The following is a 20,478-nucleotide window of genomic DNA, read 5'->3' as shown; positions in this document are numbered from 1 at the left end:
TATCGAATGCTTCGTCATCTGTCTCGTATACCGTTACCAATAGACGATCTTTTGGTAGTTGTAGCGTTTCAGTTAGGAATTCCCACGCAAAAGCAATCGCGTCTTCTTTGAAGTAATCACCAAAGCTGAAGTTACCTAGCATTTCGAAGAAAGTATGGTGACGAGCTGTAAAACCAACGTTCTCAAGGTCGTTATGTTTACCACCCGCACGTACACAACGCTGAGCCGTAGTTGCTCGTGTGTAGGCACGCTTTTCGGCGCCTAAGAAGCAATCTTTAAATTGGTTCATACCTGCGTTTGTGAATAGCAGGGTTGGATCGTTATGTGGAACCAACGATGAACTGTCTACGATTTGGTGTCCTTTGCTTTCAAAGAACTTAAGGAACGCGTTACGAACCTCATCAGTGCTCATGTACATGCAGCTCTTCCTGAAAATAGTCGAGTTAGAATTTTGCGCTATTGTAGATCATGGTTCGCGCTACGACTAGTTTTCTCGTAGAAAAGAGCGGTTTGATTGAGGAAACGAAACTAAATCATCAAATTAACGACTCATCTGGCCATTAATCCTCGTTGTCTGAGTTCAATGCATAGCTAATTTGTTCAAAGCTATAGCCTCGGTATTGAAGAAAACGTACTTGCTTGGCGTATTCTTTTTGGTCTTTAGCTTTAATTCCTTTAAATTTCTTTTCCGCTGCACTTTTTGCTAATTCAAACCAATCTTGGGGCTCTTCTTCCATCGCTTTTTCTATCACTGATTCAGCCACTCGCTTTTGATTTAACTCTTGGCGAATACGGCGTTCACCATGTCCCTTGTAAACATGCTGCCTTACTTGACTCTTAGCGTAACGAAGATCATCTAAATAATTATTATCTAAGCAAAAGTTGATAGCCTCTTGAATGGCATCCTCTTCATAACCTTTTAAGCTGAGCTTTTGGTACATCTCATATTCACCATGATCACGTCTGCTTAGAAGCTGAATAGCCGCCTCTTTACTCGACAGTGTTGGTGGTTTTCTTTGGAACATGTCGGATTAAATTCTCACATTCTAAATACGACAAAGCCCCGCATAAGCAGGGCTTTAAATTCATAGGGCTGTGTTATAGCTCTTCTTGCTCTGGCATTTGGCCTAGTTCAGCATCATCCGGCTGGATTTCTGCTGGTGAAAGCAGCATTTCACGTAGCTTAGAGTCAATCGCTTTTGCAGCTTCAGTGTTCTCACGTAGGAACTTACCTGCGTTCGCTTTACCTTGACCGATCTTATCGCCATTGTAGCTGTACCATGCACCCGCTTTTTCGATTAGCTTGTGCTTAACACCTAGGTCAATTAGCTCGCCTTCACGGTTGAAGCCTTGGCCATATAGAATTTGTGTTTCAGCTTGCTTAAATGGTGCAGCGATCTTGTTCTTCACAACCTTGATGCGAGTTTCGTTACCGACAACTTCGTCACCTTCCTTGATTGAACCAGTACGGCGAATATCAAGACGAACCGATGCGTAGAACTTAAGTGCGTTACCACCCGTTGTTGTTTCTGGGTTACCAAACATCACACCAATCTTCATACGGATTTGGTTGATGAAGATACACATACAGTTAGATTGCTTCAGGTTACCCGTTAGCTTACGCATTGCTTGAGAAAGCATACGCGCTTGAAGACCCATGTGGCTATCACCCATTTCGCCTTCGATTTCCGCTTTAGGCGTTAGAGCTGCAACCGAGTCAACAACCATTACGTCGATAGCACCTGAACGAGCTAGCGCGTCACAGATTTCAAGCGCTTGCTCACCCGTGTCTGGCTGAGAAACAAGAAGCGCATCAATATCAACACCAAGCTTCTTCGCGTAAACAGGATCAAGTGCGTGCTCAGCATCGATAAACGCACAAGTTTTACCTTGCTTTTGCGCAGCGGCAATACACTCAAGTGTAAGCGTTGTTTTACCTGATGATTCTGGACCGTAGATTTCTACGATACGACCCATTGGTAAACCACCAGCACCTAGTGCGATATCAAGAGAAAGTGAGCCAGTAGAGATTGTTTCTACATCCATTGCGCGGTTATCACCCAGGCGCATGATTGAACCTTTACCGAATTGCTTCTCAATCTGACCTAGCGCAGCGGCGAGCGCTTTCTGTTTGTTCTCGTCCATCACTTTCTCCAAAAGACTCATCTGTGCCGATGAATATCAATCAAATTCTTCTCTTCAGCGTTGATCGCTGAACCATCAATGAAAGTCATTATACTGTTGATTCATACAGTGTCCACACCTGTATGAATTTTTTTTGTTTTTTGATGATATCTATCTAATTTTTAAAACCTTTTAATTTTTCAAAAGCACACTACTGTAACTCAGTGAGTTTTTCATGCAGTACTTGCTGTGCTTTGATGACCGCTTGCTGACGTACTGAACCTCTATCACCATCAAAGCAATAAGTCGCTACTTTTAACCAATCTTTATCATCAGCCCAAGCGAAACAAACTGTTCCAACTGGTTTCTCATCAGAACCGCCACCAGGACCCGCTATTCCACTTATAGATACCGCTATAGTTGCACGTGAGTTTCGAATTGCACCTTGTACCATTTCAACCACAGTCGCTTCACTGACAGCACCATGAGCTTCAAGCGTTTCTTCTTTTACGCCAAGCATTTCCATTTTGGCTTCATTACTATAAGTGATAAATGCACGATCAAACCATGCAGAGCTTCCCGCAATATCTGTGATCGCAGCAGACACCCCACCACCAGTACAAGATTCAGCCGTCGCCAGTATTTGCTGATGAAGTGCGAGTTCCTCACCCAATCGCATAGACAGGTTTTGTTGTGATTCCATATCGAAATACCTTTTTGCATCTTTTCGCTCAATGTCGATTCACGTATCCTAAGCCGCAATAGACATAAACGAAAGAAGTTACCCGTGAAAGCGTTACCTGAAAAAGAAAAGCACAAACATACCCCAATGATGCAACAGTACCTCAAGCTTAAAGCGGAGAACCCTGACATCTTGCTGTTCTATCGGATGGGTGATTTCTACGAACTTTTCTATGATGATGCGAAACGTGCCTCTCAATTGCTTGATATATCTCTTACTAAGCGGGGCGCTTCAGCCGGTGAGCCTATTCCAATGGCAGGTGTCCCTTTCCACGCGGTAGAAGGCTATTTGGCGAAACTGGTGCAACTCGGCGAATCCGTCGCGATTTGTGAGCAGATTGGCGATCCTGCGACGAGTAAGGGCCCAGTTGAACGAGCAGTGGTTCGCATCGTGACACCAGGTACAGTCACTGATGAGGCTTTACTTTCTGAACGTATCGACAACTTAATCGCAGCGATCTATTACCACGATGGTAAATTCGGCTACGCGACTCTCGACGTTACTTCAGGCCGATTCCAATTAATGGAACCAGAGACTGAAGAAGCGATGGCAGCCGAATTGCAACGTACTGCTCCTCGCGAACTGCTGTTCCCAGAAGACTTTGAACCCGTACAGTTAATGTCTGCTCGCAACGGTAATCGTCGTCGCCCTGTATGGGAATTCGAACTAGATACTGCGAAGCAACAACTCAACCAACAATTTGGTACACGTGATTTAGTTGGTTTTGGGGTCGAAAATGCTCATCGAGGTTTATGTGCTGCTGGGTGCTTAATTCAATATGTTAAAGATACTCAGCGAACGGCGCTTCCGCACATTCGTTCACTTACTTTTGATCGCCAAGATCACTCTGTGATTCTCGATGCAGCTACTCGTCGCAACTTAGAAATCACTCAGAACTTAGCGGGCGGCACAGACAATACGCTGGCAGAAGTAATGGACCACACCGCAACGGCCATGGGCAGTCGCATGCTTAAGCGTTGGCTACATCAACCAATGCGAGACATTGATACGCTAAACCACCGTTTGGATGCCATTTCAGAGCTAAAAGATGAAGCTTTGTTTGGTGACTTACACCCAGTACTTAAACAGATTGGCGATATCGAACGTATTCTGGCACGCCTTGCCTTGCGGAGCGCTCGCCCTCGAGATATGGCTCGTCTACGTTATGCTATGCAGCAGCTACCTGAGCTGTCTGATTTAATGAGCTCTCTCAACCACCCTTACCTGTCTAAGTTAGCTCAATACGCCGCGCCAATAGATGACGTATGCGATCTATTAGAACGTGCCATCAAGGAAAACCCACCGGTGGTCATTCGTGACGGTGGCGTAATTGCCGAAGGCTACAACGCAGAGCTTGATGAATGGCGTAAGCTTGCGGATGGTGCGACTGAATACCTAGAGCAAATGGAGCAAGATGAGCGTGAACGTCACGGCATCGATTCGCTCAAGGTTGGCTATAACAATGTTCACGGTTTCTTTATTCAGGTCAGCCGCGGTCAAAGCCATTTGGTGCCACCACACTATGTGCGCCGCCAGACACTAAAGAATGCTGAACGCTACATCATTCCTGAGCTCAAAGAGCACGAAGATAAGGTGCTTAACTCTAAATCGAAAGCCCTAGCGCTTGAGAAACAGCTTTGGGAAGAACTGTTTGATTTGCTTCTACCACACCTAGAACAACTGCAAAACTTAGCGTCTGCTGTCTCTCAGGTAGATGTTCTACAAAACTTAGCTGAACGTGCAGATAGCCTAGATTACTGCCGTCCCACTCTGACTAAAGAAGCAGGTATCCATATTCAGTCGGGCCGTCACCCAGTGGTAGAACAAGTGATGGATGAACCGTTTATTGCCAACCCGATTGAGCTGAACTCGCAGCGTAAAATGTTGATCATTACCGGCCCTAACATGGGCGGTAAATCGACTTACATGCGTCAAACCGCATTGATCGCACTGATGGCTCACATTGGTTCTTACGTCCCTGCAGAGTCAGCAACCATTGGTTCAGTGGATCGCATCTTTACTCGTATTGGTGCATCTGATGACCTAGCATCAGGTCGCTCTACCTTTATGGTTGAGATGACAGAAACGGCTAACATCTTGCACAATGCTACTCAAAATAGCCTAGTGCTAATGGATGAAATTGGGCGTGGAACCAGCACTTATGATGGCCTTTCGCTTGCTTGGGCAAGTGCAGAATGGCTAGCAAAAGAGTTAGGCTCAATGACTTTGTTCGCGACTCACTACTTCGAGTTAACCGAGCTACCAAACCAAATACCGACCTTAGCCAATGTTCACCTTGATGCGGTTGAACATGGCGATAGCATTGCTTTTATGCACGCGGTTCAAGAAGGTGCGGCGAGTAAATCTTACGGTTTAGCGGTTGCTGGCCTTGCTGGTGTGCCAAAGAGCGTAATTAAAAATGCGCGAGCTAAGTTAACTCAGCTTGAGCAAATCGGTCAAAATGAAGCGTCATCAACCCCAAGTACAGCAGTTGATATTGCCAACCAACTCAGCCTTATTCCTGAGCCAAGTGAAGTTGAAGAAGCACTGGCCAATATTGACCCTGACGATTTAACCCCGCGTCAAGCGCTGGAAGAGTTATATCGCTTGAAGAAACTACTCTAACAACCAAAAAAATGGCTGCCCAAAGGCAGCCATTTTTTTAAAGTTTTCTTCGCAGAAGCATTAACGCCAAGCTTAAAAAAACAATACTTGGCATTATCGCACCAACAGCAGGTGGGATGCCGTAAACAAGCGTTAACGGGCCAAAAAACTCACTCGAAATATAGAACGTGAATCCAGCTACTACGCCTGACAACACTCTCGCTCCCATGCTTACACTACGCAGCGGTCCAAAGACAAACGACAATGCTAACAGCATCATTACGGCAATTGACATAGGCTGAGTCACTTTACGCCAAAGCGCGAGTTCATAGCGAGATGCATCTTGCTCAGAAGCTTTCAAATAAGTGACGTAGTCATACAAACCGCTCATTGCTAGCTCTTCAGGCTCTACTTTTACCACAGCCAACTTGTCCGGAACTAACGTCGTGTTCCAGGTATATTCATTCACTGTCGACTTGGCTAATTCAACCTTATCTGCCATATCAGTGATTTCTGCTTTTTTCATGAGCCATTGGTTATCACCAAGGTAGTCAGCTTCAGGAGCAAACATCACTTGGTATAGTTTTTTCTCTTCATCAAAGCGCCACACTTTGACACCGAACAAACTGTCATCTTCAACCTTACCAATAAAGATAAAATCATCCGCATCCCGGGCCCAAACCCCGGCCCGAACGGAAACAATTTGCCCGCCAGAAATCGAGAATGAACGTAGCTCTCGAGCCATTTTCTGTGCCTGTGGTGCCCCCCACTCGCCAAGTAACATGATAATAAGCATCAAAGGAATCGCCGTTTTCAATACCGACAAACCAATATCGAGTTTAGAGTAACCCGACGCTTGCATAACCACGAGTTCTGAGCTTGACGCCAAAATACCCAAACCAATCAATGCACCAAGCAATGCTGACATCGCAAAGAACAGCTCAATATCACGCGGAATACCAAGAACCACAAAGTAGAAAGCGTTAAGCAAATCGTAACTGCCTTTACCCACGCTGCGCAGTTGCTCTACGAAACGAATGATGCTGGACAACCCAATCAGAGTAGCCAACACCATAGAGGTGGTCGCGATAATGGTTCGGCCAATATAGAGATCTAGAATTTTAAACACGAGTTACGACACCTTACGTTGTCTAAATTTGTCTTTCATGCGTCGTACAGGAACGCTGTCGATAAAGTTGACGCTAACCGCTGCCATAAGCAATGCAAAGTTAATTGGCCACATACCAATCACGGCAGGAATATTGCCATCTTCGATTGCTGATTTCGTGGTAGACATTGAGATAAAGTAAACAAAATAAGCCAGAATAGCCGGCCCCATTTTGGCGAATCGACCTTGTCGAGGGTTAACCGCAGACAAGGGCACCACCAGCATGGTTAGCAACGGAATACAGACAAATAAAGAAATGCGCCATTGCAACTCTGCTTTAGCTGACAGGTCAGTACTCTCAATGAGATCCAATGTAGGGACGGCGCCCCAACCACGTCGCTTGGCTTCTACCTCACGTTGACCGATCAAGCCACTATACTGCTCAAACTCTGTCACCATGTAATCGAGTCGAGTTGGAATACCTTCGTAACGAGTACCCTCATGCATCACAATCATTTGGCGACCATCATCATGTTCACGAACTTCGCCTGAGTTGGAAAACATCACGCTCGGTAAGATGGCATCACGAGGGCGCACCTGTGCAACAAACACATTGTTGAGCTTGTTGTCTTTGATTTCATCGATAAAGACGACCGAAGAACCATCTGGTGTGCGTTGGAACTGACCCGCTTTGAGCAAATCTACACTGTTCTCCGCCGCGACTTGCTCAATTAGCTGAGCTTCTTTTTCTTGGCTCCAGGGCGCTAAAAAGAGTGTATTAAACGCGGCTAGTGCGGTGGTAATGAGAGCCAAAGACATCGCAGCGCGAATAAGAAATTTACTGCCCATCCCCGTCGCATTCATGACGGTAATTTCACTCTCACTATAGAGGCGGCCAAAAGTGAGCAAGATACCGATGTATAAACTCATCGGCAGCATCAAAAGACCCATTTGAGGAATATTTAATCCGACGATAGCTAAAATCAACCGAGCCGGGATATCTCCATCTGTCGCATCGCCTAAAACTTTGATAAAAGTTTGACTTATAAAGACGAGCAACAGCACAAAAAATATCGCTAATTGGCTTTTGAGTGTCTCGCGGATCAAATATCTAACAATAATCACGCTGAAATTACCTATACAAAACTTGTTTTTTTGATTGAATCACTATAATTTCCCGTTGAACCTTTTATTTTTTAAATTTTTAGCTAAGTGTTAGCGCTCTTCTATAAGGTTAGTTCCATTGTAGGATCCAACAAGTAAGATCGCATTATCTAACATTTAGTTCTATTTGTCTTCAGGATGTAGGAGTACGCATGGAGTTCAGTGTAAAAAGTGGCAGTCCAGAGAAACAACGCAGCGCATGTATCGTTGTCGGTGTATTCGAACCACGCCGCCTTTCTCCTGTAGCCGAACAGCTAGATAAGATCAGCGATGGCTACATCAGTTCACTACTTCGCCGTGGTGACCTAGAAGGTAAACCAGGCCAGATGCTACTACTGCATCAAGTACCAGGTGTACTTTCAGAACGAGTTCTATTAGTAGGCTGTGGTAAAGAGCGTGAACTAGGCGAGCGCCAATACAAAGAAATTATCCAAAAAACCATCAGCACGCTTAACGAAACAGGTTCTATGGAAGCAGTATGTTTCCTAACTGAACTGCACGTTAAAGGCCGCGATACTTACTGGAAAGTTCGCCAAGCGGTTGAAGCGACTAAAGATGGCCTATACACATTTGATCAGTTCAAGAGCAACAAGCCTGAGACTCGTCGCCCACTACGTAAGCTGGTATTTAACGTACCAACGCGTCGTGAACTAAGCCTAGGTGAAAAAGCGATCTCTCACGGTCTAGCTATTGCTTCAGGTGTGAAAGCGTCGAAAGACCTTGGCAACATGCCACCAAACATCGCGAACCCAGCGTACCTTGCATCTCAAGCTCGTCGCCTTGCTGACGACTTCGACACAGTGACGACTAAGATCATTGGTGAAGAAGAGATGGAAAAACTAGGCATGACTTCTTACCTAGCAGTAGGTCGTGGCTCTAAAAATGAATCTATGATGTCTATCATGGAGTACAAGGGCAATCCAGACCCAGAAGCAAAACCAATTGTACTTGTGGGTAAAGGTCTAACATTCGATTCAGGCGGTATCTCACTCAAGCCGGGCGATGGCATGGATGAGATGAAGTACGACATGTGTGGTGCTGCATCTGTATTCGGCACAATGAAATCATTGGCGAAGCTGAACCTACCAATTAACGTTATCGGTATTCTAGCAGGCTGTGAAAACATGCCAGGCAGTAACGCTTACCGCCCGGGTGACATCCTAACAACAATGTCAGGTCAAACAGTTGAAGTACTAAACACTGATGCTGAAGGCCGCCTAGTTCTTTGTGATGCGCTAACATACGTAGAGCGTTTTGAGCCTGAATGTGTGGTTGACGTTGCAACGCTAACTGGTGCATGTGTTATTGCACTAGGCCACCACATTAGCGGCGTTATTTCTAACCATAACCCTCTATCTCACGAACTAGTGAACGCGTCAGAGCAAGCGAGTGACCGTGCATGGCGTCTACCAATGGCAGACGAGTACCACGAGCAGCTGAAGAGCCCATTTGCCGATATGGCAAACATCGGCGGCCGCCCTGGCGGTACTATCACAGCAGGTTGCTTCCTATCTAAATTTGCGAAGAAATACCACTGGGCACACATCGACATCGCGGGTACTGCGTGGAAGTCTGGTGCTGCAAAAGGCTCAACGGGCCGTCCAGTCTCAATGCTTGTCCAATTCTTGCTTAACCGCAGTGGCCAAGACGCAGAGGAATAAACCTCACAATGTTAAAAAGGGCCGCAAGGCCCTTTTTTGTATCTCTCGCTAAGTGGAATGAATTAGCATGGCAAACGCGACATTTTACATTATTAAACCAGAGTCCCCACAAGCTGAAGCAAAGGGGTTTGGTGACTATGTACTGTTTCTTGCCAAGCATTTTGCTTCACAAGGTGCAAAGGTCTATCTCAACTGCCAAGATAAAGCTCATGCTGAACAGGTCGCAGAGTTATTTTGGCAAGTGGATACTAAACAATTTATTGCCCACAACCTTGTTGGAGAAGGCCCCAAGTACGGCACCAATGTGGAAATTGGTCATCAAGGAGTGAAACCTTCTTGGAATAGACAATTGGTAATAAATTTGGCGGAAAATGAGACAACCTTTGCGAACAAGTTTGCTGAGGTGGTAGACTTCGTCCCTTGCGAAGAAAAAGCCAAGCAACTGGCGCGAGAAAGATATAAAATCTACCGTCAAACGGGCTATCAGCTACAAACGATCGAAATCGAACACAGCTAGCAGCAACAAACACAACCGGTCAATCCTTATAGCTAAGGCGATCTTGTTAGAGATCCCTCACTTATAAAGATTGACTTAGAATTAAACCAGACCTATCAGCAGAATATCTATAGCTATGGAAAAGACATATAACCCAACTTCAATTGAACAAGCTTTATACCAAGCTTGGGAAGAGAAAGGCTACTTCAAGCCACACGGTGACACGACGAAAGAAGCTTACAGCATCATGATCCCGCCACCGAACGTCACTGGTAGCCTGCACATGGGCCACGCGTTCCAAGATACGATCATGGATACTCTAATCCGTGCTGAGCGTATGAAGGGTAAAAACACTCTTTGGCAAGTAGGTACTGACCACGCTGGTATCGCAACTCAGATGGTTGTTGAGCGTAAGATCGCTGCAGAAGAAGGCAAAACTAAGCACGATTACGGTCGTGATGCTTTCATCGACAAAATCTGGGAATGGAAGAACGAATCTGGTGGCACCATCACTAAGCAGCTTCGTCGCCTTGGCGCATCTGTTGACTGGGACCGTGAGCGTTTCACAATGGATGACGGCCTATCTAATGCCGTTCAAGAAGTATTCGTTCGCCTGTACGAAGAAGACCTAATCTACCGTGGTAAGCGTCTAGTAAACTGGGATCCAAAACTGCACACAGCAATTTCTGATCTTGAAGTTGAAAACAAAGACAAAAAAGGCCACATGTGGCACTTCCGCTACCCGCTAGCAAACGGCGTAAAGACAGCTGAAGGTAAAGACTACATTGTTGTTGCAACAACTCGTCCAGAGACCATGCTTGGTGATACTGGTGTTGCTGTAAACCCAGAAGATCCACGTTACAAAGATCTTATCGGTAAAGAGATCCTACTTCCTATCGTTAACCGTCTGATCCCTATCGTAGGCGATGAGCACGCAGATATGGAAAAAGGCACAGGTTGTGTGAAGATCACGCCTGCGCACGACTTCAATGACTACGAAGTTGGTAAGCGTAACAACCTACCAATGATCAACATCCTAACTTTCAACGCAGACATCCGTGATGCGGCTGAAGTCTTCACTACTAACGGTGAAGCTAGCGATGTTTACTCTACTGAGCTACCTGCTAAGTACCACGGCATGGAGCGTTTTGCTGCTCGTAAAGCGATCGTTGCTGAATTTGAAGAGCTAGGCCTTCTAGACGAAATCAAAGATCACGACCTAACGGTTCCTTACGGCGACCGTGGTGGCGTGGTTATCGAACCAATGCTAACTGACCAATGGTACGTGCGCGCTGCACCTCTTGCTGAGCCTGCTGTTAAAGCGGTTGAAGATGGTGAAATCCAATTCGTTCCTAAGCAGTACGAAAACATGTACTTCTCGTGGATGCGTGACATTCAAGACTGGTGTATCTCTCGTCAGCTTTGGTGGGGTCACCGTATCCCTGCATGGTACGACAACGATGGCAACGTATACGTAGGCCGTACTGAAGAAGAAGTACGTGCAAACAACAACCTTGCACCTGTAGTTGTTCTTCGCCAAGACGACGACGTACTAGATACATGGTTCTCTTCTGCACTATGGACTTTCGGTACTCAAGGCTGGCCTGAGCAAACTGAAGACCTGAAGACCTTCCACCCTTCAGACGTTCTAGTAACTGGCTTCGACATCATCTTCTTCTGGGTTGCGCGTATGATCATGATGACCATGCACTTCAACAAAGATGAAAACGGTAAGTCGCAAGTACCATTCAAGACAGTTTACGTAACCGGCCTAATCCGTGACGAAAACGGCGACAAGATGTCTAAGTCTAAAGGTAACGTTCTTGACCCTATCGACATGATCGATGGTATCGACCTTGAGTCTCTAGTAGAGAAGCGTTGTGGCAACATGATGCAGCCTCAGCTAGCGAAGAAGATCGAGAAGAACACACGTAAGACTTTCGAAAACGGTATCGAACCATACGGTACTGACGCACTGCGTTTCACTCTTGCTGCTATGGCTTCTACTGGCCGTGACATCAACTGGGATATGAAGCGTCTTGAAGGTTACCGTAACTTCTGTAACAAGCTATGGAACGCAAGCCGTTACGTACTGATGAACACAGAAGAGCACGATTGTGGCATGTCACTATCTGCTGAAGACCGTGCAAACATGGAATTCTCTCTAGCAGATAAGTGGATTGAATCTCAGTTTGAACTAGCAGCGAAAGAGTTTAACGCTCACCTAGACAACTTCCGTCTAGATATGGCTGCGAACACGCTTTACGAATTCATCTGGAACCAATTCTGTGACTGGTACCTAGAGCTAACTAAACCTGTTCTTTGGAAAGGTACAGAAGCTCAGCAGCAAGCAACTCGCTACATGCTGATCACTGTTCTAGAGAAGACACTACGTCTTGCTCACCCAGTGCTTCCTTACATCACTGAATCTATCTGGCAGAGCGTTAAGCCACTAGTAGATGGTGTTGAAGGTGAAACTATCATGCTTCAAGCGCTTCCTCAGTTTAACGAAGAGAACTTCAACGCTGAGATCGTAGAAGACATCGAATGGGTTAAGACTTTCATTACTGCTATCCGTAACCTACGTGCAGAGTACGACATTGCACCTAGCAAAGGTCTAGAAGTAATGATCAAAGTTGCTAACGAGAAAGACGCGGCACGTATCGAAGCGAACAAGGTAGTTCTGAACTCTCTTGCTAAGCTAGATAGCCTAACTGTTCTTGCTCAAGACGCTGAGACTCCTGCATGTGCGACTAAGCTAGTGGGTCAATCTGAACTGATGATCCCAATGGCAGGTCTTATCGACAAAGATGCAGAGCTTGCTCGCCTTGATAAAGAAGTGCAGAAAACGCACGGCGAAATCAAGCGCATCGAAGGCAAGTTGGGTAACGAAGGTTTCGTTGCTAAAGCACCAGAAGCAGTTATCGCGAAAGAGCGTGAGAAGCTAGTTGGTTACCAAGAGACACTAGCGAAGCTTGAAGAGCAAAAAGCAACGATTGCTGCGCTGTAATCTTCGGCTCAAGTAACAACAAAAAAGCTGGTCACTCGACCAGCTTTTTTTATTCTTGATAATAGCTAGTTTCTTGCTGCTTCAATTCTCTCATTGAAGTCGGGATGTGAACTTAACCACTCCGGTATAGCAAGTTCTTCTTGCTGACTAAATTGCTCAAACATTTCTGCCATTGCTTCACTCGTACCATGAATCACACGCATGTTGTGTTTAGCATACTCATCCGCTTCCATTTCGGCTTCTCGTGAATGGCCATTTGACAAGAAAAAGACACCAACACCAGCCAAGTTGTCGATCACTCCAGAGCTCTCACCGGTCAATAAAGAAACACCAACGGAAAGGATACTTGAGTGAACGAGGCGCTTTAGCATATGACGATGATGAACGTGACCAAGCTCGTGCAATATAATGCTATCAAGCTGCTGCTCATTGGCCGCTAGCTCTACCATTTGATCTAGAATGATCACTTTTCCGCCAGGCAAAGCGAACGCATTCGCCCCCATTTCTGAAGAGCGAAAAACAATGTCGACCGAGTAAGGTAATGGGTCAATCTGCGTTAAGTAGTGAGACACTCTATCGCGGATTTGTTCCTGTTCCTGCATACTCAGTTCACTTGGCTCCCAATGCTCGTCCAAGCTCGCCAACACCTTATCACCTAGCGCAACAGCAACTGTATCTGGAACGGCATGAGCGACCTTTTCACTTAGCCAAGGCAGCAGATAGACATAGCTACCGACAATAACACCAATGCAAAAAACCGCCGATAATAACCAAGCAAATAGATTGGCTTCCATTTTATCGACAAAGCTAGAACACTTATTACGTTTTAGCCACTGGTTGATTTGTGGCGTTCTATCCGCGACAAACATCCAGCCGTCAGCAAACTTAAAGCGGATGGGTAAGTTGCCAACGGGGGCACTGATCTCTACCCAGGCGACTTCGCAGTAAACCGTTTCTTCTTCAGTCACAATGCAAAGTGATGTTGAGCTTGACGCGTCTAGCTCAGCCGCTAGTCGGACTGAGCTATTAGGCGGGAATGCACTGCCTTGAAAGCGCATTAGTTAATGCCGATACCAAGGTCAAATGCTTGAGCGACTTCATCAGTAATGGCAGATTTAACATCAGAATCTTGGTCAACCGCCACTAAGAGCGCCATGTTTCCAACCACTGCTGTTCTCTCTGCTAGATAGCGACTGGTTCTCACCATAACCCATGGACGTGCAAGACCTAAAGTGACCACTTGTAGCAAGAAGTTAGAAATCACTAAGCCCATGTAGCTGCTGACACTCATGGTTGAAGCAAATCTAAATGCAGTCTCTGATTGCTCTTCTTGCTGAGCGACCAACTGCGAGAAAACGTAGTTACGTACACGTGTTGTTGTGTATGCAGTCAACGCGATAGTTAAAACAATCATAGCCGCGTACACAACGGCAAAACCGGCAAATGCACCTGCACTCTGCCCCACTTGAGAAAGATCAGAAAGATGTAGCTGGCTAAAGTCAGCACCACCAAACACAATGATCACAGCAACGATAGCAAATGCCGCTGCTGACATTACACCGATGATCATGGCCTTGCAGTATGTCTTCAAAAAGAAACCTGTTTTGATCTCTGCACTAAGCTTCCAATCGCCATATTGATAGCCATTAGCAAAGAAGCTGTGAGCTCCAGCAACAACCCACGCATAAACCACTGCCATGACAGCAAAGAAGCCTAACCACATCACTATTGCCGCAGCGGTAGACACTGAAGCAGCTGCGACTAGAATCCCTGTGTAAATAGCAAGAATAAGCAGAGCGCCCACGCCGCGTCCAAGTAACGTCACGTATGCGTCTTTAAGAGGCGCAGTGAAGGAGAAGTGAACGTTTCGGTAGCTCGTCATCGCAGAATCGAAACGAGCGTTGCTCCATAGTAACCAAGGTAGTGCAACATAAAACACTAGCAGTAGCACCATACTTGCTACGGGGAAAAATTGGCTGGAAATCGACCAAATAAGAACGACGGCTAACGCCACAATACGTCCTTTAAGGATCTGCATTGGTTTAGCATGATACTCAAAGTTATCACCACCTACATGAGTATTTCCGTAGAAGTAGCGCTTTGTTCTTACTTTGGCCCATGCCGAATAAATACCTAATGTAACAATAGAAAGGAGGATATTTACTATCCATATGCCGAAAAATTCCCCGCCTCTACCATGAAATGAAACGGGATTGGTTAACTGTTTTTGGTCCATGCCTAAAAATCCTGACGTGATTTATAAATTATTTTGAAGTCGTAATTTCTAACATTTCATTTATCCCGTCTATAAATAGAGCCAGAATATTATTCAAGCATAGACATAGCTCACAGTTGATTATTTACTTAAAAGTCAATAAGTTAAAATCATCGTACTGCAATTCAATTACACAATACGGTTCTGTTTCTGACCCTTGATAAATGCGGCAATATTATCCATCAAAATATTGGCTAGATTCTGAATCGATGAGTCACTTCCCCAAGCAACATGCGGAGTGAGCAGTAAGTTAGGTAGCGACATGTTCGCCAGCAAGGGGTTAGAGCTATCCGCAGGTTCTTGAGTAAAGACATCGACCCCAGCACCTGCAATGATTCCTTGCTTCAACGCGTTAACCAAGGCGGCTTCATCAACGAGCCCCCCTCGCCCCGTATTGATCAGCAGGCAGCTAGACTTCATCATTGCAAGCTCGCGCTCTCCAATCACATTAAGCGTTTGTTCATTTAAAGGGCAGTGTAAAGAGATGATATCTGCTTGTTGTAAGCACTCCTCAAACGGCACAAAGCCATCTCGGCAAATGGGTGCGCCTTTACGTTCAGCGAAAAGGACTTTCATGCCGACCGCTTTGGCCAATGTTGCGGTTGCTTGACCTAGTGCGCCAGAGCCAATGATGGCGAGCGTCGAGCCCGCGACATCACCGATAGGGTGAGTGAAGAAACAAAACTGTTTATTACGCTGCCATTCCCCAGCAGCAATATCATTATGGTAGGCAAATAGATTTCGCTTAAGGGCAAAGATCATCGCGATAACGTGTTCCGGCACCGACTGAGTCGCATAGCCTTGTACGTTGGTCACCGCAATACCATTGTCGGCACAATAGTCGATATCGATATTGTTAAACCCCGTCGCCGATACCGCAATCAACTTAAGTTCAGGCAACTGACGTAAACACTCGCGGTCCAAAATTACTTTATTGGTAATGGCGACTTGAACACCTTGAAGTCTCTCAATAACTTGCTCTGGAGAGGTAAAGTCGTAGTCGATCCGCTTATGCTCTACAGCCAGTTCGGGTAACTCGATTTGAGTGGGGATCGTGGCACGATCAAGAAAAACGACGGTTGGGGTAGCAGAAGTTGGCAGCGACATAGGATCTCCTTTCACTGCCAAGTTATCGGTAAGTCAGTTATGGGCGTGGCAGCGTTTTATAATCCGGTAATTCTCGCATAGGCGAAAAATAGTTAAAGATCATTGCCTCTGCTTCAAGATAGAAGTCACAGGGAACAAACGCACATTGCAACGCTTCACTATGTGGATGATAAAAGCTGAGCTCTGCGGCATGCAACTCTAACCTATCAGAGAATTCAAACGCTTCCCCTTCTGAGTAAAACTCATCACCGACGATTGGGTGCCCTAACGCCTGCATATGCACGCGCAGTTGATGCGAGCGCCCAGTAATCGGCAATAGACGTACAATCGATGTCCGTTCCTCTCGCTTAACGACCTGATACAAGGTTTTTGACGGCTTACCGTCATCGAAACATACTTTCTGTCTCGGTCTATTTGGCCAGTCGCAAATCAGTGGTAAATCGATTTCACCGTTATCATTGGTTGGGTGACCCCACACACGAGCATAATAGACTTTGTGAGTAAGGCGATATTGAAACTGCTTTTTGAGCGAACGCTCGGCTTCTTTGTGCTTTGCGAGCAACATCAGCCCTGAGGTATCCATATCTAAGCGGTGCACCACTTGGATATCTGGGTAAATTGCGACTAAGCGTGACCACAAGCTGTCATAGTGTTCTTCCAACCTGCCTGGCACCGACAATAATCCAGACGGCTTGTTTGCCACCAAGATGTGTTCGTCTTCAAATACGATATCAACCCAAGGTTCGCGCGGCGGGTTGTATTCGGTCATTGCCATTGTGTTCATCCAATAAAAACCCAGCGTTACGCTGGGTTTAATTTAAAGAGTTCTAAGAGCGCATCAATTATGTGATACAACGATCATTCGTAACGAATCGAGTTGATACTGAGCTTGGCCGATGTAGCCCGTTAGCTCTTTGATTTGCTCATCAATAGCATCAATCTCTTCATCACGGATGTTCGGGTTGACCGCTTTCAGCGCCTGCAAACGCTCTAGTTCATTGTTCAGGCTAGCTTGCATCTCTTGCTGAGCTTGATTACGAATCGCTTCCACTTTCTCAACGATAAGCGTCTCACCCGCCGCTACTAACTGGTGTACTTGAGCTTGTACAGATGCCACTAACTTAGTCGCGATATGACGACCCACAGGGCTCAGTTGGCGGTTAAAGCTTTCAAACTCGACTTGAGCAGACAGGTCATTACCTTTGCCATCCAGCATCAAGCGAATTGGTGTGGTTGGTAAGAAACGACTGATACCACTACGCTTCGGTGCCTGTGCATCCACTTTGTAGATAAGTTCAAGCAGCATGGTACCTACTGGCAGCGCTTTGTTCTTCAGTAGCGACACCGCAGCCGTTCCCACGCCTTCACTCATAAGCAGATCAATACCGCCTTGAATCATGGGATGTTCCCAGCTAATGAAGTGCATGTCTTCACGAGACAGTGCTGTATCGCGGTCAAACGTGATGGTTGCCCCTTCGTAAGGCAAACCAGGATAGCTTGGTACCAACATGTGCTCAGATGGTGTTACCACTAGAGCATTCTCACCTTTGTCATCTTGGTCTAAACCAATGGTATCAAACAGGCTCAACGCAAACGTAACTAGGTTGGTATCCCCATCTGTTGAGGCGATCTTATCGACAATAGCTTGAGCTTTTTCTCCGCCATTTGAGTGCATCTCAAGTAAGCGGTCACGGCCTTGTTCCAGCTGCGCTTTCAGCTCTTTGTTCATGGCTGCAGATTCAGCAATCACATCATCAAGCTCTGTTGTATCACCTGAAGCCAGCATTTCAATCAAACGGTCAGCGTATTTGTCGTAAACCGTGCGACCTGTCGGACAGGTTTCGGCAAACGCGTTCAGACCTTCATCGAACCAACGCGCAAGAATCGCCTGAGAAGTGCCTTGCAGATAAGGAACATGAATATCGATATCGCGATTTTGGCCAATACGGTCCAAACGACCAATACGCTGCTCTAGCAGGTCTGGGTTAAACGGCAGATCGAACATCACAAGTTGATTGGCAAACTGGAAGTTACGACCTTCAGAGCCAATCTCACTACAGATCAGCACCTGAGCGCCGCCCTCTTCTTGCGCAAAGTAAGCCGCCGCTTTATCACGCTCAAGAATCGACATACCTTCATGGAATACCGTAGCACGAATACCTTCACGTTCACGCAGCGCTTGCTCAAGCTGCAAAGCGGTACTTGCGCGAGAAGCAATCACCAAAATCTTTTCGCTACGCTTTTCAGTAATTTTCTCAAGTAGCCAGTTCACTCGGCTATCAAACTGCCACCAGCTTGAATCTTCACCTTCAAACTCTTGGAAGATTTCTTCTGGGTACAAGTTTTTCACAGCGCGAGCTTCAGCACTCATTTTGCCGCCAATCATGCCAGATACACGCATTGACGTGGTGTACTGCTGAGGAATTGGCATCGGTAGTAAGTTTACATTACGTTTAGGGAAGCCCTTGATCGCCGCACGTGTGTTACGGAATAAGACGCGCCCAGTACCGTGGCGGTCCATTAGGTTATCGATCAGCTCTTGGCGCGCCGCCGCTTTCTCCTCTTCACCTGAGTCACTCTCGATGATTCTAAACAACGGCTCAACATCTTGTTCAGAAAGCAGTTCTGTAATCTGGTTTTTCGCGTCGTTCTCTAGCTTTTGACCTGAGAATAGTGCGCTAACTGAATCGGCAACTGGCGCATATTGCTCTTCTTCTTTGACGAACTCTTCGTAATCAAAGAAGCGGTCTGAATCGAGCAGACGCAGACGAGCAAAGTGGCTCTCACGACCAAGCTGTTCTGGCGTTGCCGTTAGCAGTAGAACACCTGGCGTACGCTCAGCTAAACCCTCAACCACTTGGTATTCGCGGCTTGGCTTTTCAGGGCTCCACTCTAAGTGGTGCGCTTCATCGACAACCAGTAAGTCCCACTCACCTTCTAGTGCTTGTTCAAAACGTTTGCGGCTCTTGCGTAAGAAATCGAGAGAACACAGTACATATTGCTGAGTATCAAATGGGTTATCAGAGTCAGCAAACGCTTCGATGCAGCGTTCTTCATCAAAGATAGAGAAATGAAGGTTGAAACGACGCATCATTTCCACCAGCCACTGGTGTTGCAGTGTTTCAGGTACCACAATCAGAATACGCTCAGCTCGACCAGCCAACACTTGTTGGTGAATGATCATGCCCGCTTCAATCGTTTTACCTAGACCAACTTCATCAGCCAGCAAAACGCGAGGCGCATGACGACGACCCACTTCGTGCGCAATATACAACTGATGAGGAATCAAACCTGCACGCATACCACATAAGCCACGCATTGGGCTCTTGTGCTGCTCATATTGGTTCATCAATGCACGGTAACGCAGCACAAAATTGTCCATGCGGTCGATTTGACCTGCGTACAACTTATCTTGCGGCTTATTGAATCGAATTTGGTTGCTTAGCATGATTTCACGAAGCATCACGCCTTCTTCACCCGTGTCTTCACGCGTACCGATGTAAGTAAACAGATCTTGTTCTTCGACAACTTGCTCGACTTTCAGTGACCAACCCTGCTGGCATTCAATAACGTCACCACTGTTAAAGGTTACTCGGGTTACGGGCGCATCATTACGAGCGTACACTCGATTTTCTTCAGAAGCTGCAAACATTAATGTCACAGTACGAGCATCCAATGCTACAACGGTTCCTAAACCTAGATCGCTTTCCGTATCGCTAATCCAGCGCTGGCCCAAAGCAAATGTCATGAATCGACTACCTCATCTGTTTAATTCAAAAATGGGTCTATAAATCTTAGCTGTTCTTGCGCAACTTGAAAGGCAGCTGGCGAGGAAAAATAGTGGCCAGCTACAGCGCAGAAAAAGGTCGCTAATCTTACTCGAAGCTGTGACATTGGTCACGTACAAAGGCCTCAAAAACCAACAATTTTTTATCAAAGCTGCCTATGACATCAAAGTGTAAGAAATCAGTGGCACTTCTAATTAGGAGTGTTGAAAATCAGGCTTATACTTAAAGATGAAAGTGCATCAAAGCTGTCAAGTTTTTGGCTGGCACAAGAGATGCATTTGATTAGGGTGACGATCAACACGGGTTTGCAGTATTTGTAGTCAAACCATCAGCGATCTCTGATTACCGGGCTACATTTCTGCAAGCATCCGCAGGTAGACCACTTCATACTGAAGTATG

Annotated in this window: 15 protein-coding genes; 4 read left to right on the top strand and 11 right to left on the bottom strand. The window is 46.1% G+C overall.

Annotated elements, in window-relative coordinates:
• The 4 genes from AC4MRV_RS08750 to pncC all read right to left on the bottom strand — a co-directional run.
• Positions 1-418, bottom strand: a 418-nt coding sequence (locus AC4MRV_RS08750; RefSeq protein ID WP_491187044.1) for an alanine--tRNA ligase-related protein, incomplete at its 3' end; no start/stop codon positions are given.
• Positions 419-560: 142 nt separating this feature from the next.
• Positions 561-1,025: a recombination regulator RecX gene (gene recX / locus AC4MRV_RS08745; protein WP_491187043.1), complete on the bottom strand. Its 465-nt coding sequence runs from the start codon at positions 1,023-1,025 to the stop codon at positions 561-563.
• 73 nt (positions 1,026-1,098) lie between these two features.
• Positions 1,099-2,145: a recombinase RecA gene (gene recA, locus AC4MRV_RS08740; RefSeq protein WP_491187042.1), complete on the bottom strand. Its 1,047-nt coding sequence runs from the start codon at positions 2,143-2,145 to the stop codon at positions 1,099-1,101.
• A gap of 190 nt (positions 2,146-2,335) precedes the next feature.
• Positions 2,336-2,827 carry a nicotinamide-nucleotide amidase gene (gene pncC, locus AC4MRV_RS08735; protein ID WP_491187041.1) on the bottom strand — a complete coding sequence of 164 codons (492 nt, stop codon included), beginning with the start codon at positions 2,825-2,827 and terminating at the stop codon, positions 2,336-2,338.
• Between the two features lie 126 nt (positions 2,828-2,953).
• Here pncC and mutS point away from each other — a divergent pair, with 126 nt between their 5' ends.
• Positions 2,954-5,491: a DNA mismatch repair protein MutS gene (gene mutS / locus AC4MRV_RS08730; RefSeq protein ID WP_491187046.1), complete on the top strand. Its 2,538-nt coding sequence runs from the start codon at positions 2,954-2,956 to the stop codon at positions 5,489-5,491.
• A 37-nt stretch (positions 5,492-5,528) separates the two neighbouring features.
• Here the strand turns inward: mutS and lptG are convergent, their stop codons facing one another.
• Both lptG and lptF read right to left on the bottom strand, forming a co-directional pair.
• Positions 5,529-6,599, bottom strand: a complete 1,071-nt coding sequence (gene lptG, locus AC4MRV_RS08725; RefSeq protein ID WP_491187040.1) for an LPS export ABC transporter permease LptG — start codon at positions 6,597-6,599, stop codon at positions 5,529-5,531.
• Between the two features lie 3 nt (positions 6,600-6,602).
• Positions 6,603-7,703 carry an LPS export ABC transporter permease LptF gene (lptF, locus tag AC4MRV_RS08720; protein WP_491187039.1) on the bottom strand — a complete coding sequence of 367 codons (1,101 nt, stop codon included), beginning with the start codon at positions 7,701-7,703 and terminating at the stop codon, positions 6,603-6,605.
• 191 nt (positions 7,704-7,894) lie between these two features.
• Here lptF and pepA point away from each other — a divergent pair, with 191 nt between their 5' ends.
• From pepA to AC4MRV_RS08705, 3 genes are all read left to right on the top strand, one after another.
• A complete protein-coding gene (pepA, locus tag AC4MRV_RS08715; protein WP_491187038.1) occupies positions 7,895-9,403 on the top strand; it encodes a leucyl aminopeptidase in 1,509 nt (502 codons plus the stop codon).
• A 67-nt stretch (positions 9,404-9,470) separates the two neighbouring features.
• Complete coding sequence (locus AC4MRV_RS08710; RefSeq protein WP_491187037.1) at positions 9,471-9,920, top strand: DNA polymerase III subunit chi; 450 nt, start codon at positions 9,471-9,473, stop codon at positions 9,918-9,920.
• Between the two features lie 115 nt (positions 9,921-10,035).
• Positions 10,036-12,909 (top strand): valine--tRNA ligase, encoded by a 2,874-nt coding sequence (locus AC4MRV_RS08705; RefSeq protein ID WP_491187036.1) that lies wholly within the window; start codon positions 10,036-10,038, stop codon positions 12,907-12,909.
• A 65-nt stretch (positions 12,910-12,974) separates the two neighbouring features.
• On the opposite strand, the gene AC4MRV_RS08700 is transcribed toward AC4MRV_RS08705, so the two are convergent.
• The 5 genes from AC4MRV_RS08700 to rapA all read right to left on the bottom strand — a co-directional run bounded on the left by AC4MRV_RS08700 (position 12,975) and on the right by rapA (position 20,039).
• Complete coding sequence (locus tag AC4MRV_RS08700) at positions 12,975-13,967, bottom strand: M48 family metallopeptidase (protein WP_491187035.1); 993 nt, start codon at positions 13,965-13,967, stop codon at positions 12,975-12,977.
• Positions 13,967-15,145 (bottom strand): YjgN family protein, encoded by a 1,179-nt coding sequence (locus AC4MRV_RS08695; RefSeq protein ID WP_491187034.1) that lies wholly within the window; start codon positions 15,143-15,145, stop codon positions 13,967-13,969. The genes AC4MRV_RS08700 and AC4MRV_RS08695 overlap by 1 nt, the downstream gene beginning before the upstream one ends.
• A 168-nt stretch (positions 15,146-15,313) precedes the next feature.
• On the bottom strand, positions 15,314-16,291 hold the full coding sequence (locus AC4MRV_RS08690) for a D-2-hydroxyacid dehydrogenase (protein ID WP_491187033.1): 978 nt from the start codon (positions 16,289-16,291) through the stop codon (positions 15,314-15,316).
• A gap of 37 nt (positions 16,292-16,328) precedes the next feature.
• Positions 16,329-17,066: a bifunctional tRNA pseudouridine(32) synthase/23S rRNA pseudouridine(746) synthase RluA gene (gene rluA, locus AC4MRV_RS08685; protein ID WP_038191635.1), complete on the bottom strand. Its 738-nt coding sequence runs from the start codon at positions 17,064-17,066 to the stop codon at positions 16,329-16,331.
• A 63-nt stretch (positions 17,067-17,129) separates the two neighbouring features.
• Positions 17,130-20,039, bottom strand: coding sequence for an RNA polymerase-associated protein RapA (gene rapA, locus AC4MRV_RS08680; RefSeq protein ID WP_491187032.1), 2,910 nt, complete (start codon positions 20,037-20,039; stop codon positions 17,130-17,132).
• Positions 20,040-20,478 lie beyond the last annotated feature (439 nt).

The sequence above is a fragment of the Vibrio sp. genome (assembly GCF_984391705.1).
This window is presented reverse-complemented; position numbering and strand designations above follow the sequence as displayed.

Excerpts from the sequence above, each read along its gene's own strand:
- recX (WP_491187043.1), bottom strand. The coding sequence starts at position 1,025 with ATGTTCCAAAGAAAACCACCAACACTGTCGAGTAAAGAGGCGGCTATT.
- AC4MRV_RS08690 (WP_491187033.1), bottom strand. The coding sequence starts at position 16,291 with ATGTCGCTGCCAACTTCTGCTACCCCAACCGTCGTTTTTCTTGATCGT.
- AC4MRV_RS08695 (WP_491187034.1), bottom strand. The coding sequence starts at position 15,145 with ATGGACCAAAAACAGTTAACCAATCCCGTTTCATTTCATGGTAGAGGC.
- rluA (WP_038191635.1), bottom strand. The coding sequence starts at position 17,066 with ATGGCAATGACCGAATACAACCCGCCGCGCGAACCTTGGGTTGATATC.
- recA (WP_491187042.1), bottom strand. The coding sequence starts at position 2,145 with ATGGACGAGAACAAACAGAAAGCGCTCGCCGCTGCGCTAGGTCAGATT.
- AC4MRV_RS08700 (WP_491187035.1), bottom strand. The coding sequence starts at position 13,967 with ATGCGCTTTCAAGGCAGTGCATTCCCGCCTAATAGCTCAGTCCGACTA.
- rapA (WP_491187032.1), bottom strand. The coding sequence starts at position 20,039 with ATGACATTTGCTTTGGGCCAGCGCTGGATTAGCGATACGGAAAGCGAT.
- pncC (WP_491187041.1), bottom strand. The coding sequence starts at position 2,827 with ATGGAATCACAACAAAACCTGTCTATGCGATTGGGTGAGGAACTCGCA.
- mutS (WP_491187046.1), top strand. The coding sequence starts at position 2,954 with ATGATGCAACAGTACCTCAAGCTTAAAGCGGAGAACCCTGACATCTTG.
- pepA (WP_491187038.1), top strand. The coding sequence starts at position 7,895 with ATGGAGTTCAGTGTAAAAAGTGGCAGTCCAGAGAAACAACGCAGCGCA.
- AC4MRV_RS08705 (WP_491187036.1), top strand. The coding sequence starts at position 10,036 with ATGGAAAAGACATATAACCCAACTTCAATTGAACAAGCTTTATACCAA.
- AC4MRV_RS08710 (WP_491187037.1), top strand. The coding sequence starts at position 9,471 with ATGGCAAACGCGACATTTTACATTATTAAACCAGAGTCCCCACAAGCT.